Genomic DNA, 14243 nt, shown 5'->3' on the forward strand with positions numbered 1-14243 from the left:
GGTCAGCGCTCCGCGCGGGCCTGGGGGGCGTCCGCGGCGGCGGCCGGGCACTCGGGGATCAGGCGGTAGCCGACGCCCCGGACGGCCTCGACCAGGCCGGGCAGGGCGAGCTTGGTGCGCAGCGAGCCGATGTGCACCTCCAGGGTGCGGCCGTTGCCCTCCCAGCCGCTGCGCCAGACCTCGCTGAAGATCTGCTCGCGGCGGTAGACCACGCCGGGGCTCTGTGCGAGCAGCGCCAGCAGGTCGAACTCCTTGCGGGTGAGCGGGACGTCCCGGCCGTCGACGCTGACGCGGCGGCGTTCGCGGTCGATCGTGATGCCGCGCGACTCCAGCGGCCCCCGCTGCTGCGGCACGGTGTCGGGCGTGGGCACCGCGACGGCGGCGGGCGCGGCGCCGCGCCGGGCCACCGCGTGGATCCGGGCGAGCAGTTCGCCCATGTCGTAGGGCTTGGTCACGTAGTCGTCGGCGCCGAGGTTGAGCCCGTGGATCCGGGAGCGGATGTCGGCGCGCGCGGTCACCATGATCACCGGTACGCCGCTGCCGGCCCGGATCCGGCTGCAGACCTCGAAGCCGTCGCGGTCGGGCAGCCCGAGGTCGAGCAGGACCACCCGGTACGGCTCGTTGCCGTCCGGCACCAGCGCGTCGAGCGCCTCGTGCCCGCTGCGGGCGTGCCTGACCTGGAAGCCGTGGCGTCCCAGCACCGCGACCAGCGCGGCGGCCACGCGTTCGTCGTCCTCGACGAGCAGTAGTCGCATCGTTCCTCCTCTCCCGGACGTTCCCCGGGGTGTTGCGTGATGTTCACGGGCCCCACCGGGCAGGTCCCGGTCCTGCGCAGTATGGGCCAGCCGGGCGCCGGACGCCAGGCTCGGCCACGCCCCGGGACCCCGCGGGACGCCGCGCGGCGGGGCGGATGCCCGCTGTGACCGTGCCCTCGGCGGGCCTCGTGAACACGCCGCGCGCGGCGTGTGGCCGGATCGTGATCCTCAAGTTCCGCTCAGATCGGCTGACGTGACATCGTCAGCGCTCCTATGGTCACCCCACCGGGGGCCGCGGCTCCGCCGGCCTCGGCCCCCGGCTCATCTATCACCATTGCCGCCCAAGGGAGTTCAGCTCTCGGGCTGATCTCCAGGAAGCAGGCCGCGATGACCGAGAGCCTCGTCAAGGACTCCAGCGCCGCAGCCGCCCCCCTGGTGGTGATGCGCGGGGTGAACAAGCACTTCGGCGCCCTGCACGTGCTCCAGGACATCGACCTGGAGATCGCACAGGGCGAGGTGGTGGTCCTGATCGGCCCGTCCGGGTCGGGCAAGTCCACGCTCTGCCGGACGATCAACCGGCTGGAGACCGTCGACTCCGGCACGATCACCATCGACGGCCGTCCGCTGCCCGCCGAGGGCCGCGAACTGGCCCGGCTGCGCGCCGAGGTCGGCATGGTGTTCCAGAGCTTCAACCTCTTCGCGCACAAGACGGTGCTGGAGAACGTGGTGCTCGGCCAGGTCAAGGTCCGCGGGATCGCCCGCGACAAGGCCGTGGCGACCGCCAGGGAACTGCTGGAGCGCGTCGGTGTCGGCGCGCAGGCCGCGAAGTTCCCGGCCCAGCTCTCCGGCGGTCAGCAGCAGCGCGTCGCGATCGCACGGGCACTGGCGATGAACCCGAAGGTGATGCTCTTCGACGAGCCCACCTCGGCGCTCGACCCGGAGATGATCAACGAGGTGCTGGAGGTCATGCGCCAGCTGGCCGCGGACGGCATGACGATGGTCGTGGTCACCCACGAGATGGGCTTCGCCCGCTCCGCCGCCAACCGCGTGCTCTTCATGGCGGACGGCCGGATCGTCGAGCAGAACACCCCCGAGGCCTTCTTCACCGCGCCGCGCAGCGACCGCGCGAAGGACTTCCTCTCCAAGATCCTGCACCACTGACCGTCCCGGGCCCGCCGGGCCCTCCCGGACGTCCCGGAGCCTCCGGGTCTTCCCGACCCACCGGGCCGGCACCTGGTGGGCGGCGGCAAGGACGCCGCCGCCGACCCCGCCGACCCGGCCAACTTCCTGCCGCCAGAGCCCGGTTGCCCGTGGCCCAGCCCGAGGAGAGCTACCCCTCATGAAGACCCGTCGCACCCTCGCCGTCGCACTCTGCGCCGTCGCGCTGACCGCCACCGCCGCCTGCGGCAAGGACGGCACGCCCGGCGCCGCCTCGACCCCCAGCAACGCCCCGCAGCTGCCCACGTACACGGTCAAGACCGACGCCAAGGTCGACTCGACGGTGTTCACCGAGGCCAAGAAGCGCGGCCAGCTGATCATCGGCGCCAAGGCCGACCAGCCCTTCCTCGGCTTCGAGGACGTCGCCAGCGGCGACCGCAGCGGCTTCGACATCGAGATCGCCAAGATGATCGCCGCCGACCTCGGCTTCACCCCGCAGCAGATCAAGTGGGTGACCCTGGTCTCCTCGCAGCGCGAGCCGGCCATCTCCAAGGGCCAGATCGACTTCTACGTCGGCACCTACAGCATCAACGACGAGCGCAAGAAGTCGGTCTCCTTCGCCGGCCCGTACTACATCGCCGGCCAGGACCTGCTGGTGAAGTCGGACAACACCGCCATCACCGGCCCGGAGTCGGTCAACGGCAAGAACGTCTGCACCGCCACCGGCTCCACCTCGATCAAGAACATCCAGCAGTACTCGCCGAAGATCACCCAGTTCGACACCTACTCGGCCTGCGTCGAGAAGCTGATGTCCGGCGAGGTCGACGCCGTCACGACCGACGACGCCATCCTCAAGGGCTACGCCTCCAAGTTCGCGCCCAAGCTCAAGGTGGTCGGCAAGCCGTTCACCAAGGAGAACTACGGCGTCGGCCTGAACAAGGACGACGCGGCGCTGCGGACCGCGATCAGCGACGCGATCAAGGCCCACCAGGACAACGGCGACTGGAAGAAGGCGTACGACGCCACCCTCGGCCTCTCCGGCTCGGCCGCGCCCACGCCGCCGGCCCTGGAGCGGTACTGACCTCCGCCTGACCATCATTCCTGACCACTCCTGAGAGGAGGGCCGCCGGATGGGTTTCCTGTTCGAGGACGGCAACTTCGCGCTGTTCCGCGACGGCTTCCTGCAGACGATCGAGCTGAGCGCGCTCAGCGCACTGCTCGCCCTGCTGCTGGGCACCCTGCTGGCGGCCTTCCGGGTCTCCCCCGTCCCGGTGCTGCGCGGCTTCGGCACCGCCTGGGTGACGCTCTTCCGCAACACCCCGCTGACCGTGCTGTTCTTCGCCGTCGTCTTCGGACTGCCTCCGCTCGGCGTGCACCTCAGCTACCTCACCTACGCGACGTTGGCGCTCGGCAGCTACACCGCGTCCTTCGTCTGCGAGGTCCTGCGCTCGGGCATCAACACCGTGCCACTGGGCCAGGCCGAGGCGGCCCGCAGCCTCGGCATGACCTTCGGCCAGACGCTCACCCAGATAGTCCTGCCGCAGGCCGCCCGGACGGTGCTGGCGCCGATGAGCAGCGTCTTCATCGCCCTGCCGAGGAACTCGGCGATCGCCGGCGCGTTCAGCGTCACCGAGCTGTACAGCTTTCAGCAGACGATGTCCGAGCGCGGCTACTCGATCTTCGCGATCTTCTTCTGGGTGGCCTGCGCCTACCTGGTGATCAGCGCCACCGTCGCGCTGCTGTTCCGCTTCCTGGAAGACCGACTGGCGGTGGCCCGATGAACAGCCTCTTCACCCGGCCCTCCACGGCCAGCGTCCTGTACGACGCCCCTGGCCCGCGGGCCCGCACGCGGAACCGGCTGTTCGGGGTGCTGTCGCTCGTCGGCGTCGCCGGACTGATCTGGTACGTCTTCGCCACGCTCGCCGACAACGGCCAGTTCGACGCCCAGCTCTGGGACGTCTTCCAGTACAGCACCGTCCAGCAGCGCATCGTCGACGGTCTGCTCTCCACCCTGGAGGCCTTCGGGCTGGCGGCGCTCTTCTCGCTCGTCCTGGGCGCCCTGCTCGCCGCCGGGCAGCTCTCCGACCACAAGCCGGTGCGGTGGGTGGCCGTCTCCTTCGTCCAGTTCTTCCGGGCGATGCCGCTGCTGATCCTGATCGTCGCGCTCTACTACGCGTTCTTCGCCAAGGAGCCGATGTGGGCCCTGGTGCTCGGGCTCACCCTCTACAACGGGTCCGTCCAGGCGGAGATCATCCGCAGCGGGGTCAACGCCGTCCCGCGCGGCCAGGGCGAGGCGGCGTACGCACTCGGCCTGCGCAAGACCCAGGTGATGACCACCATCCTGGTGCCGCAGGCGGTCCGCTCGATGCTGCCCTCGATGATCGGCCAGCTGGTCGTCACCCTGAAGGACACCTCGCTCGGCTTCATCATCACCTACCACGAGCTGCTGTTCATCGGTAAGGCCATCGCGACCCAGCCGATCAACGCGGCGGGCTTCCCCTACATCCCCGTCGTGCTGGTGATCGGGCCGATCTACATCGCGCTGTGCCTGCTCCTCACGGCGCTCGCCCGGTGGATCGAAGCACGCGGCCGTCGCGGCGCGAACCGGCGCACATCGGCTGCTGCTTGACGGACACGCAGGTGAACTGTTGCATTGCTCTTCGTGACACCATCCGGGACCATCCTCGCGGCATATGACGCCACCCCGTCGGCCCGCCCATGCCCGGAGGTCCCCGACGGCTCCGCACCGGTCCGCGGCCACCGCGCGCCGGCCCGCCCGCGACCGGAGGTCCCGGCATGGACCCGGTGATCGTGGTCGGGGCCGGGCCGGTCGGCCTGGCGCTGGCCCTCGCACTCGCCCGGCACGAGGTGCCGACGATAGTCCTGGACGAGGGTTCCGGACTCTGCCCCGAGGGCCCGCGCAGCGTCGTCCTCGGGGCGGACACCGCCGCCTTCCTGACCCGGATCGGCTATCCGCGGGCCGTCTCGGACGCCGCCCGGTGGGACGCGTTCACCATCTGGCGCCGCCGCCAGGAGGTGCTCCGGATCGACCTCGCCGACACCCCCGTCCTGCACCTGCCCCAGCACCGGCTCCAGCGCGGCCTGCGCGACGCGCTCACCGGCACCCCGCTGGTCCGGCTGGTCCCGCTGAACCGGGTCACCGAGCTCGAACAGGACCGCGACGGCGTCAGCGTCCGCACCCGCAACCCGCAGGACGGCACCGAGACCTGGTGGCGCGGCAGCCACCTGGTCGGCTGCGACGGCGCCCGTTCCACCGTCCGCAAGCTGCTGAAGATCCGCTTCCCCGGGCGGCCGGCCGTCGACCGCAACGCGATCGCCACCGTCCGCGTCGACCTGCCCTTCACCGAGGCCCGGCTGCACCGCGAGCCGCCGTGGCGCGGCGACCGGGAGGCCTCCGCCCGCCCGCTCCCGGACGGCGTCTGGCGCCTCGACTGGCGGCTGCCCCCGGGCAGACCCGCGCCCACCGAGCCGGTCGACCCGCACGCCACCTGGCCCGGCATCGTCACCGGCGACACCCTGCTCACCCGGGTCACCGCCACCCTCACCGGCTGGTGCGGCGAGCTCCCCCGCTACGAGCTGCTCGCCGCCGCCGACCACACCGCCCAGCAGCGCCTCGCGGCCCGGTTCCGCAACGGCCGCTGCTTCCTCGCCGGCGACGCCGCCCACCTGCACGGCGCCCTCGGCATGCAGAACCTCGCCGACGGGCTGCGCGACGCCGACAACCTCGCCTGGCGGCTGGCCCTCGCCTGGCACCTCCACTCGGGCGGCCCCCAGCCCGGCGGCTCCCTGCTCGACGGGTACGAGGCCGAACGGCGCGGCGCGGTCGGCGCCCGGCTGCGCGCCGTCGACCAGGCCATGCCGCTGCTGCGCCCGCTGCGCGGCTGGCAGGCCACCCGCCGCTCGCTGATCAGCGGCTCGTTCCGCAAGCACGCGCCGCTGCTCTCCGACGGCCAGCTCGGCACCGGCCGCTTCGGCGGCGCCCCCGCCTACCCGGCCGCCCCCTCCGGCGTCCCCGGGCGGGTGCCCGTCCAGCGCGGCGCACGCGGCACCACCTCGCTCAGCGAACTGCTGCCCGCCACCGCCCCCGGCGTCCTCGTCCCGGACCTGCCGGTGCTCGCCACCGACGGCACGCCGGACCAGCTGCACGCCCGGCTCGGCTCGACCTTCCTCCTGCTGCTGGTCGCCCCCGGCACCGCGGTCTGGTCCGCCGAGCACTGGCTGGGCGCCGGGCTGATGCCCCGGCTCGCCGAGGTCGCCGCGGCGCTGCCGGTGCCGGCCGAGGTGCTGGTCACCGAGGAGTACCCGGGTGCCGGGCCGCACACCGTGCTGCTGATCCGGCCCGACGGCCACCTGGTCGGCGTCACCCAGGGCGCGGCCGCCGAGGACCTCCAGGCGCTGGCCGACGGTGCCCGGGGCGGGCCGCAGCCGCTGACCGGCGCCGCGGAGTCCGGGCCGGAGCCCTCCGCCGAGCCCGCCGTCCGGCCGGTGGACTCGCCTAGCGGGCCACCTCGGTGACCCGGCTCTCCCGGACCACCGTGACCCGGATCTGCCCCGGGTAGGTCAGCTCCTCCGCCACCTGCTTGGCGACCTCGCGGGCGATCACCTGCGCCCCGAGGTCATCCACCTCCTCCGGCCGCACCATCACCCGCACCTCGCGGCCGGCCTGCATCGCGTACACCTTGGCCACCCCGTCGTGCGCCCGGGCGATCTCCTCCAGCCGCTCCAGCCGCCGGACGTACAGCTCCAGCGACTCCTTGCGCGCGCCCGGCCGACCGCCCGAGCAGGCGTCGGCCGCCTGGGTCAGCACCGCCTCGACCGTCCGCGGCTCCACCTCGCCGTGGTGCGCCGCGATCGCGTGCACCACGTCCGCCGGCTCGCCGTGCCGCCGCGCGAACTCCGCCCCCACCGCCGCATGGCTGCCCTCGGCCTCGTGCGTCATCGCCTTGCCGATGTCGTGCAGCAGCGCCGCACGGCGTACCGGCTCCGGGTCCACCCCGAGCTCGGCGGCCATCATGCCGCCCAGGTGCGCCGACTCCACCAGGTGCCCGAGCACGTTCTGCCCGTACGAGGCCCGGTAGCGCAGGGTGCCGAGGGTGCGGACCAGCTCCGGGTGCATCGCGCCGACCTTCACCGCCAGCAGCGCGTCCTCGCCGGCCCGGACGCAGCGCCGCGCGACCTCCTCACGGCTGCGCTCGTGGATGTGCTCGATCCGCAGCGGGTGGATCCGGCCGTCCTCGACCAGCTGTTCCAGGGTCAGCCTGGCCGTCTCCCGGCGGACCGGGTCGAAGCACGAGAGCTGCACCGAGGCCGGGGTGTCGTCGATGATCAGGTTGACGCCGGTGACCGCCTCGAAGGCGCGGATGTTGCGGCCCTCGCGGCCGATGATCCGGCCCTTCATCTCCTCGTTCGGCAGCCGGAACACCGACACCGCCGTCTCGGCGGTCTGCTCGGCCGCCAGCCGCTGGACGGCCCCGGCGACGATCCCCCGGGCCCGCTCCTCGCCCTCCTCCTTGGCCGCCCGCTCGATCTCCCGGACGGTGACGGCGGCCTCGCGCCGGGCCTGCGCCTCGGCCTCCCGGACGAGTTGGGCCCTGGCCTGGTCGGCCGAGAGCCCGGCGGCCTGCTCCAGCGCCGTCGAACGGCGCCGCACCAGCTCGGCCGCCTCGCGCCCGGCCTGCTCCAACGCGGCCGACCGCTCGGCGAGTTCGCCCTCCCGCGCGGCGAGCCGGCGCAGCTCCTCGGTCAACCGCTGCTCGCGCCGGTCGAGTTCGGCCCGCAGCCGCCCGGCCTGTTCCTCGGCCCAGCGCCGGGCCCGTTCGGCCTCGGCCGCGGCGCGCCGCTGCGCGCCCTGGAGGCGTCTGACCATCAGCCAGGCCGACACGACGACGGTGACCAGCACCACCGCCGAGAGCAGGGAGGCGACCGTTGCGGTGCTCAGCGCGATCCTCATCCTGGCCACTCCCCGTCCCTGCACGGCACGCCGTCCGGGACCAACCGCGACCGGGCGCGGGCATGCCTGCCCGCGGCGCGACCGGGGCGTGATCGACGCGCTCCCGCACTGAGTGCGAGGCTAAGCGCAGGTTACGAAACGGTCAAGACTGGCCTGGGACTTGGCGAACTCCCCCGCCGCGCGGCCCTCACTCCCAGCCGTCGGCGGATGCTCCGTCCACGTCCTCTTCCTCCGGGCCCGCCACGGAGGCCTCGTCGTCCAGCACCTCCCGGACCACCCGGAAGGCGAGGCCCTCCGAGTAGCCGCGCCGAGCCAGCACGCCGACCAGCCGGCGCATCCGGGCCTGCCGCTCCAGCCCGCGGGTCGCCCGGAGCTTGCGCTCGACCAGCGCCCGGGCCGCCTCGGTCTCGTCGTCGTGGTCGAGCTGCGCCACGGCCTGTTCGACCAGCTCGCCGGCCACGCCCTTGGTCCGCAGCTCCTGGGCCAGCGCCCGCCGGGAGAGGCCCCGGACGGCGTGCCGGGACTCCACCCAGGCCCGGGCGAAGGCCGCGTCGTCGATCAGCCCGACCTCCTCCAGCCGGGTCAGCACCTGCTCGGCGACCTCGTCCGGGATCTCCCGCTTGCGCAGGGCGTCGGCGAGCTGCTTGCGGCTCTTGGCCGCCCCGGTGAGCAGCCGCAGGCAGATGTCCCGCGCGCGGGCCTCGGGGTCGGCCGGCTCCTCGGCCCTGGCCCCACGCGCGGCCCGGCGCGGCTTCTCCGCCGTGCCGTCACGGCCCGGCTCCCACGCCTCCCCAGGCGCCGCCGCGTCCGTCCGGGCCCGTGTCCGGGCGCGACGACCGCGTGGCCCGGCGGCGGAGGAGGCGGGGGCGGCCGCACCCCCGTGACCGGCCGCCCCTTCCCCGGCCCGGTGGCCGGGGGGCTCCCCCTCCGCGAGCGCCGAGCGACGCCGGCGCCGCCCGGTGGGCAGCTCGGACGCGGACACCAGGCCGAGCCCGTCGACCGGCTCCCCCGGACCCGCCGACCGCTCGGGCCGCTCCCGCCGCGCGGGACGCTCCGGCCGCTCGGGCCGCACCGACCACGAGACCGGCTCCGGCTCCGCCACCGCGGCGAACCAGTCCGGCGGGCCGTAGTCGTCGCCCTCAGGGCCCGCCGGGCCTCCGCTCACCATGTCGTCCTGCATCAACGGCTCAGGCCTTGGCGGCCGCCGCCGTCTTCTTCGCCGCGGCCGTCTTGGCGGCGGTCGCGGTGATCGGCTTGGCGGCGCCCTCGGCGGCCGGTGCCTCGCCCTCGGCGGCCGGCTCCTCCGTCTTCGGGCCGATGCCCAGCTTGCCCTTGATCTTCCGCTCGATCTCGTCGGCCAGCTGCGGGTTGTCCCGCAGGAAGTTGCGGGCGTTCTCCTTGCCCTGGCCGAGCTGGTCGCCCTCGTAGGTGTACCAGGCGCCCGACTTGCGGATGAACCCGTGCTCGACGCCCATGTCGATCAGGCCGCCCTCGCGGCTGATGCCCACGCCGTAGAGGATGTCGAACTCGGCCTGCTTGAACGGCGCCGCGACCTTGTTCTTGACGACCTTGACCCGGGTGCGGTTGCCGACCGCCTCGGTGCCGTCCTTCAGGGTCTCGATCCGGCGGATGTCCAGGCGGACGGAGGCGTAGAACTTCAGCGCCCGGCCACCGGTCGTGGTCTCCGGCGAGCCGAACATGACGCCGATCTTCTCGCGGAGCTGGTTGATGAACACCGCGGTGGTGTTCGACTGGTTCAGCGCACCGGCGATCTTGCGCAGCGCCTGGCTCATCAGCCGGGCCTGCAGACCGACGTGCGAGTCGCCCATCTCGCCCTCGATCTCCGCACGCGGGACCAGCGCCGCCACGGAGTCGATGATCACCAGGTCGATCGCGCCGGAGCGGATCAGCATGTCGGTGATCTCCAGGGCCTGCTCACCGGTGTCCGGCTGGCTGACCAGCAGGGCGTCGGTGTCCACGCCGAGCTTCTTGGCGTACTCGGGGTCGAGCGCGTGCTCCGCGTCGACGAAGGCGACCGTGCCGCCGGCCCGCTGGGCGTTGGCCGCCAGGTGCAGGGTCAGCGTGGTCTTGCCGGAGGACTCGGGGCCGTAGATCTCGACCACCCGGCCACGCGGGATGCCGCCGACCCCGAGGGCGACGTCCAGTGCGGTGGATCCGGTGGAGATCACGTCGATCGGCTCGTTGGCCTTCTCGCCCAGGCGCATCACCGAGCCCTTGCCGAACTGCCGCTCGATCTGAGCGAGTGCGGTCTCAAGGGCCTTCTCGCGGTCCGTACCTGCCATGGCTTCCACCCTCGGGTTCTGTGCTGTGCGCTTCATCGTCCTCGACGCTAGCGCGTCCCACTGACAAACGGCCCAGACCGGGCTCGGCCTGTGGAAAACTCCTCGCCGGAGAGTACAAAGAACATCTGTTCGATTCAACCTCGCCCGTTCGACCTACCGCTCCCCGGCCCCGCCCTCCGGCCCCCGGTCGGCGCCCGGCCGCTGGTCGGAGGCCTGGTCCGTGTCGTCCGGGCCCGCCCCGGCCCCGACCATCCGCCGCAGCCGGCGCGCCGCCTCCCGGCGCAGCTCCCGCCGCGCGCGCCGCTGCGCCCCCCGGTCGATCCGCGGGTCGGTGGCCACCTCGTACCGGCGCACGTACGTTCCGACGAACCCCTGGAGGGTGGCCGCCGCCGGGATGGCGATCAGCGCCCCCACCGCTCCGAGCAGCGCCGCCCCGGCGATCACCGCGCCGAACGCCACCGCCGGGTGCACGTCCACCGTCCTGGCGGTGATCCGCGGGTGCAGCAGGTAGTTCTCGACCTGCTGGTAGACGACCACGAACACCAGCACCCAGAGCGCGTCCACCGGCTCCACCGTGAGCGCGACCAGCACCGGCAGCGCGCCCGCCAGGTACGTCCCGATGGTGGGCACGAACTGCGACATGACGCCGACCCAGACCGCCAGCGCCACCGAGTAGGGCAGGTCCAGCGCGGCGAACATCACCCAGTGCGCGAGCGCCGACGCCACCGCGAGCAGCGCCCGGGAGTAGAGGTAGCCGCCGGTCTTGGCCAGCGCGATCTCCCAGGCCCGCAGCACCTCGCCCTGCTTGGCGGGCGGCAGCAGCGAGCAGACCGTGCGGCGCACCCGGGGGCCCTCGGCGGTGAAGTAGAAGGTGAAGAGGCCGACCGTGAAGGCCTGGAAGAGCCCGCCGATCAGCGTGGAGGAGACGCCCCAGACGTTGTCGGCCGCCTGCTGGGCGTAGGTCTCGATGGCACCGGAGTCCTTGAGCAGCTTCTTCTGCAGCTCGTCCAGCGAGAGGTCCTGCTGGAAGGTCCGGTTGATCCAGTTGATCAGGTTGTCGAGCAGGTGCGGGAGGTCCACCGCGATCTTCGCCACCTGGTCGACCAGCAGGGTGCCGAGCGCGGCCAGGAAGCCCGCGACCGCGACCGCGAGCGCGACGAAGACCAGGAAGGTGCCGACGCCCCTGCGCACCCCGCGGGCCGCCATCCGGTCCACGGCCGGCTCCAGGGCCAGCGAGAGGAAGAAGGCGACCAGCAGCATCACGAAGAGGTCGATCAGCTGGTGGAAGGCCCAGTCGGCGAGCTGGAACAGTCCGACCAGGAGCAGCGCCAGCACCATCGCGCGGGGCAGCCAGCGCGGCATCCCGGTGCCCCAGAGCCCGTCGGCCACTCCCCGGGCCGGGTCCGCCGCGGGCGCGGTGGCGGGCGGCGGGCCCGCGGCCTCGTCGACGGCGCGCGCCGACCTGTCCGAATTCTGTGCTTCTGGGCTGCTTGTCACCCGGACAGTCTGTCCCATCCCCGACACCCGTCCGAGCACCGGGCACCGGTCACCCGTTCAGCGCAGCAGCGCCGACACCCCCTGGGTGTCGCAGACCACCCGCCAGACGTCCTTGGCCTCCCAGCCCGCCTCCAGCGCCTGACGCACCGTCCGCCCGCCCAGCTCGGTCATCACGTGATCGGCGGCGAAGGACTCCGCGTACACCTCACCGAAGTGCTCGTACATCCGTCGCCAGAACTCCGTCAGCCTCATGCCCACCAGTATCCCGGACCGGGCTCCGCAGGCTCAGGCCTTCCAGTCGCCCGCCTCCAGCGCGTACTCGACCTCGCCGTGCTCGCTGCCGGGGATCCGCTCGGGGTAGTCCTCGTGGAACGTCCGGACGTAGCGCAGCCCGCTCTTCTCCATCACCCGCCGCGAGCCGCTGTTGACCGCCATCGTGTAGGCCACCACCCGTCGCACGCCGAGTTCGGTGAAGCCGTGGCGGACCAGCGCCCGCGCCCCTTCGGTGGCGTACCCGTGCCCCCAGGCCGGCCGGCGCAGCCGGTAGCCGAGCTCGACCTCGCTCCGGCCCGTCGGGTCCTGGGGATCCGTCGGGCGGAACTCGAACCAGCCCAGGAAGGCCCCGCCGTCGCGCTCCTCGGCCGCCCACCAGCTGAGGTCGCCGTACCGCTCGTAGTGCGCGAGGTAGAGCGGCAGCACCTTCTCCTCGACCACCTCGCGCGGGGTGGCCCGGCCGCCGGTGAGGTAGCGCATCACCTCGGGGTCGCCGTCGAGCTCCACCAGGCGGTCGGTGTCGGCGGAGGTGAAGCGGCGCAGGACCAGCCGCTCGGTGGCGAGGTATACGGTCATCCCCCGATCCTCGCCCGGCGTGCCCCGCCCGTCACCTGGTTTTCCACCGGCCGTCCGCACCCGCACTCAGTGCGCAGCGCGGGCCCGGTACGCAGCGCGGGCCCAGTGCGGCAGGGCGGGCTCAGTGCGGCAGGGCGAGCAGGCCCGCGCCGTAGTACTGGCGGTCGCCGCAGCCGAGCGGCCCGGGCGGGCAGGCGGCCGCCGCGGTGGCGGCCAGCAGGGACGCGAGCTGGTCCGAGCCCCAGTCCGGGTGGAGCGCGGCGGCCACCGCGACCGCGCCGGTGACGTGCGCCGCGGACATCGAGGTGCCCGCCAGCGCCGCGTACTGCCCGCCGGGCCAGTCCGAGACGATCGCGCCGTGCGCCCCGGCGTCCGGGTCCCCGCCGGGGGCGGCCAGGGAGACCTTGCCGCGCCCGTAGTTGGAGTACGCCGACGGGCCGCCGTCGCGGTCGACGGCGGTCACCGTGACCACCCCGGGGAGCTCGCCGGGCAGCCGGATGCACTCGGTGCCGAGGTACCGGGACTGCGCCGGGCCGGAGACGCGGTCGTTGGGGCTGCGGTCGTCGGCGCGGGGGGCGCCGAGGTCCTGTCCGTCGTTGCCGGCCGAGGCCACCACGACCGCGCCCTGCCGCCGGGCGTAGCCGACCGCCCGGTCGACCGCCGCGGTCAGCGCGGCCTGGTCGGGGTCCTGCGGGCAGTTGTACTTCCACGGGTCGGCGAAGTAGCTGTTGTTGATCGCCTTGGCGCCGTGGTCGGCGGCCCAGAGCATGCCGCAGACGATGTTCTCCGCGTAGTACTGGCCGAGCGGGCCGAGCAGCCGGACGGCGGCGATCCGGACGCCGGGGGCCACGCCGCTGACGCCGTGGCCGTCCCGGGCGGCGCCGACGATCCCGGCGACGTGGGTGCCGTGGCCGCTCTCGCCGACGCCGGGGTCGGGCCGCCAGGCGCCGGTCCGGGCGTCGGGGCGGCCGTCGGCGCAGGAGGCGGAGCTCTTCGGGTCGACGGCGGCGCGCAGGTCCGGGTGGCTGTCGTCGACGCCGGAGTCGAGCACCGCCACCAGCACCTTGCGCAGCGCGTCCGCGGAGGGCTCCCCCGGGCTCGGGGAGGGGGTGCGCAGCAGGGTGGGCGGGGTGTCGCCGGCCGAGCCGACGGGCGCGCCGAGCATGGCGAGGTTCCAGGCGTCGTGCTCGCCCGGGTCTGCCACGGTGGCGGTGGCGTCGTCCCCGAGGTCGGCGCTGCGGCGCCCGCCCGTTCCGGGGCCGCCGTCGGCGCTGCGGTCGCCGCCGGCCCGGTCGGCGCCGGTCCCCGCGCCGAAGTCCCCCGCGCCGTCCAGCGGCCGGGGCGGGCTCGGTACCGGCGCGGTCCGGGTGGCACCGGCCGCGGCCACCCCCGGCCGGGACCGGACCTTGTCGGCGAAGCCGCCGGGGGCGTACGCGAGCACGGCCCCGATCTGCGGGTACTCCTGGACGACCTGTCCGCCGGCGGCCCGCGCCTCGGCCCCCGCCCTGGCGGCGCCCGCGGCGTCCTCCTGCTCGGCCAGCACCAGGTAGCTGAGGTAGGACCGGCCGGGTCCGGCCACGTACGGGACGGCGCCGCCGGCCACCAGCGCGGTGAGCAGCATGGCGAGCAGTGCCCGCAGGGGGCCGCGGGCCCGGTGCGGTCCGGCCTGGGCGGGACCGCTGCCGGACGGGTGCGCCTGCGCCATGGCAC

At 73.9% G+C, this 14243-nt stretch carries 13 protein-coding genes; 5 read left to right on the top strand and 8 right to left on the bottom strand.

Going from position 1 to position 14243, the window contains the following annotated elements; translation table 11 throughout:
• Nucleotides 1-2: 2 nt before the first annotated feature.
• Nucleotides 3-755, bottom strand: coding sequence for a response regulator transcription factor (locus ACFC1F_RS21920; RefSeq protein ID WP_148642723.1), 753 nt, complete (start codon nucleotides 753-755; stop codon nucleotides 3-5).
• A 387-nt stretch (nucleotides 756-1142) separates the two neighbouring features.
• Between ACFC1F_RS21920 and ACFC1F_RS21925 the strand changes: the two genes are divergently transcribed.
• From ACFC1F_RS21925 to ACFC1F_RS21945, 5 genes are all read left to right on the top strand, one after another.
• Nucleotides 1143-1916, top strand: coding sequence for an amino acid ABC transporter ATP-binding protein (locus ACFC1F_RS21925; RefSeq protein ID WP_148642724.1), 774 nt, complete (start codon nucleotides 1143-1145; stop codon nucleotides 1914-1916).
• 178 nt (nucleotides 1917-2094) lie between these two features.
• Entirely contained in the window at nucleotides 2095-2994 is a 900-nt protein-coding gene (locus ACFC1F_RS21930; protein ID WP_209415439.1) for a glutamate ABC transporter substrate-binding protein, read from the top strand.
• Between the two features lie 49 nt (nucleotides 2995-3043).
• Nucleotides 3044-3694 (top strand): amino acid ABC transporter permease, encoded by a 651-nt coding sequence (locus tag ACFC1F_RS21935; RefSeq protein WP_148642726.1) that lies wholly within the window; start codon nucleotides 3044-3046, stop codon nucleotides 3692-3694.
• Complete coding sequence (locus tag ACFC1F_RS21940; RefSeq protein WP_376160515.1) at nucleotides 3691-4542, top strand: amino acid ABC transporter permease; 852 nt, start codon at nucleotides 3691-3693, stop codon at nucleotides 4540-4542. The genes ACFC1F_RS21935 and ACFC1F_RS21940 overlap by 4 nt, the downstream gene beginning before the upstream one ends.
• A gap of 167 nt (nucleotides 4543-4709) precedes the next feature.
• Complete coding sequence (locus ACFC1F_RS21945) at nucleotides 4710-6449, top strand: FAD-dependent monooxygenase (protein ID WP_376160517.1); 1740 nt, start codon at nucleotides 4710-4712, stop codon at nucleotides 6447-6449.
• Here ACFC1F_RS21945 and rny read toward each other — a convergent pair.
• The 7 genes from rny to ACFC1F_RS21980 form a co-directional block, all read right to left on the bottom strand.
• Nucleotides 6430-7884, bottom strand: a complete 1455-nt coding sequence (gene rny / locus ACFC1F_RS21950; RefSeq protein WP_376160519.1) for a ribonuclease Y — start codon at nucleotides 7882-7884, stop codon at nucleotides 6430-6432. The genes ACFC1F_RS21945 and rny overlap by 20 nt on opposite strands.
• A 187-nt stretch (nucleotides 7885-8071) precedes the next feature.
• Nucleotides 8072-9064, bottom strand: coding sequence for a regulatory protein RecX (locus ACFC1F_RS21955; RefSeq protein ID WP_376160521.1), 993 nt, complete (start codon nucleotides 9062-9064; stop codon nucleotides 8072-8074).
• A 7-nt stretch (nucleotides 9065-9071) separates the two neighbouring features.
• Nucleotides 9072-10187: a recombinase RecA gene (gene recA / locus ACFC1F_RS21960; protein ID WP_148642730.1), complete on the bottom strand. Its 1116-nt coding sequence runs from the start codon at nucleotides 10185-10187 to the stop codon at nucleotides 9072-9074.
• A gap of 153 nt (nucleotides 10188-10340) precedes the next feature.
• Nucleotides 10341-11684, bottom strand: a complete 1344-nt coding sequence (locus ACFC1F_RS21965; protein ID WP_374106130.1) for an AI-2E family transporter — start codon at nucleotides 11682-11684, stop codon at nucleotides 10341-10343.
• Nucleotides 11685-11741: 57 nt separating this feature from the next.
• Nucleotides 11742-11936, bottom strand: a complete 195-nt coding sequence (locus ACFC1F_RS21970; RefSeq protein WP_209415444.1) for a DUF3046 domain-containing protein — start codon at nucleotides 11934-11936, stop codon at nucleotides 11742-11744.
• A gap of 33 nt (nucleotides 11937-11969) precedes the next feature.
• A complete protein-coding gene (locus ACFC1F_RS21975; RefSeq protein ID WP_209415445.1) occupies nucleotides 11970-12533 on the bottom strand; it encodes a GNAT family N-acetyltransferase in 564 nt (187 codons plus the stop codon).
• A gap of 121 nt (nucleotides 12534-12654) precedes the next feature.
• Nucleotides 12655-14238, bottom strand: a complete 1584-nt coding sequence (locus tag ACFC1F_RS21980; protein WP_376160524.1) for a S8 family serine peptidase — start codon at nucleotides 14236-14238, stop codon at nucleotides 12655-12657.
• Nucleotides 14239-14243 lie beyond the last annotated feature (5 nt).

The organism is Kitasatospora sp. NPDC056181, assembly GCF_042266225.1.
Classification (GTDB): Bacteria; Actinomycetota; Actinomycetes; order Streptomycetales; family Streptomycetaceae; genus Kitasatospora.

Excerpts from the sequence above, each read along its gene's own strand:
- ACFC1F_RS21920 (WP_148642723.1), bottom strand. The coding sequence starts at position 755 with ATGCGACTACTGCTCGTCGAGGACGACGAACGCGTGGCCGCCGCGCTG.
- ACFC1F_RS21925 (WP_148642724.1), top strand. The coding sequence starts at position 1,143 with ATGACCGAGAGCCTCGTCAAGGACTCCAGCGCCGCAGCCGCCCCCCTG.
- ACFC1F_RS21930 (WP_209415439.1), top strand. The coding sequence starts at position 2,095 with ATGAAGACCCGTCGCACCCTCGCCGTCGCACTCTGCGCCGTCGCGCTG.
- ACFC1F_RS21935 (WP_148642726.1), top strand. The coding sequence starts at position 3,044 with ATGGGTTTCCTGTTCGAGGACGGCAACTTCGCGCTGTTCCGCGACGGC.
- ACFC1F_RS21940 (WP_376160515.1), top strand. The coding sequence starts at position 3,691 with ATGAACAGCCTCTTCACCCGGCCCTCCACGGCCAGCGTCCTGTACGAC.
- ACFC1F_RS21945 (WP_376160517.1), top strand. The coding sequence starts at position 4,710 with ATGGACCCGGTGATCGTGGTCGGGGCCGGGCCGGTCGGCCTGGCGCTG.
- rny (WP_376160519.1), bottom strand. The coding sequence starts at position 7,884 with ATGAGGATCGCGCTGAGCACCGCAACGGTCGCCTCCCTGCTCTCGGCG.
- ACFC1F_RS21955 (WP_376160521.1), bottom strand. The coding sequence starts at position 9,064 with ATGCAGGACGACATGGTGAGCGGAGGCCCGGCGGGCCCTGAGGGCGAC.
- recA (WP_148642730.1), bottom strand. The coding sequence starts at position 10,187 with ATGGCAGGTACGGACCGCGAGAAGGCCCTTGAGACCGCACTCGCTCAG.
- ACFC1F_RS21970 (WP_209415444.1), bottom strand. The coding sequence starts at position 11,936 with ATGAGGCTGACGGAGTTCTGGCGACGGATGTACGAGCACTTCGGTGAG.
- ACFC1F_RS21975 (WP_209415445.1), bottom strand. The coding sequence starts at position 12,533 with ATGACCGTATACCTCGCCACCGAGCGGCTGGTCCTGCGCCGCTTCACC.
- ACFC1F_RS21980 (WP_376160524.1), bottom strand. The coding sequence starts at position 14,238 with ATGGCGCAGGCGCACCCGTCCGGCAGCGGTCCCGCCCAGGCCGGACCG.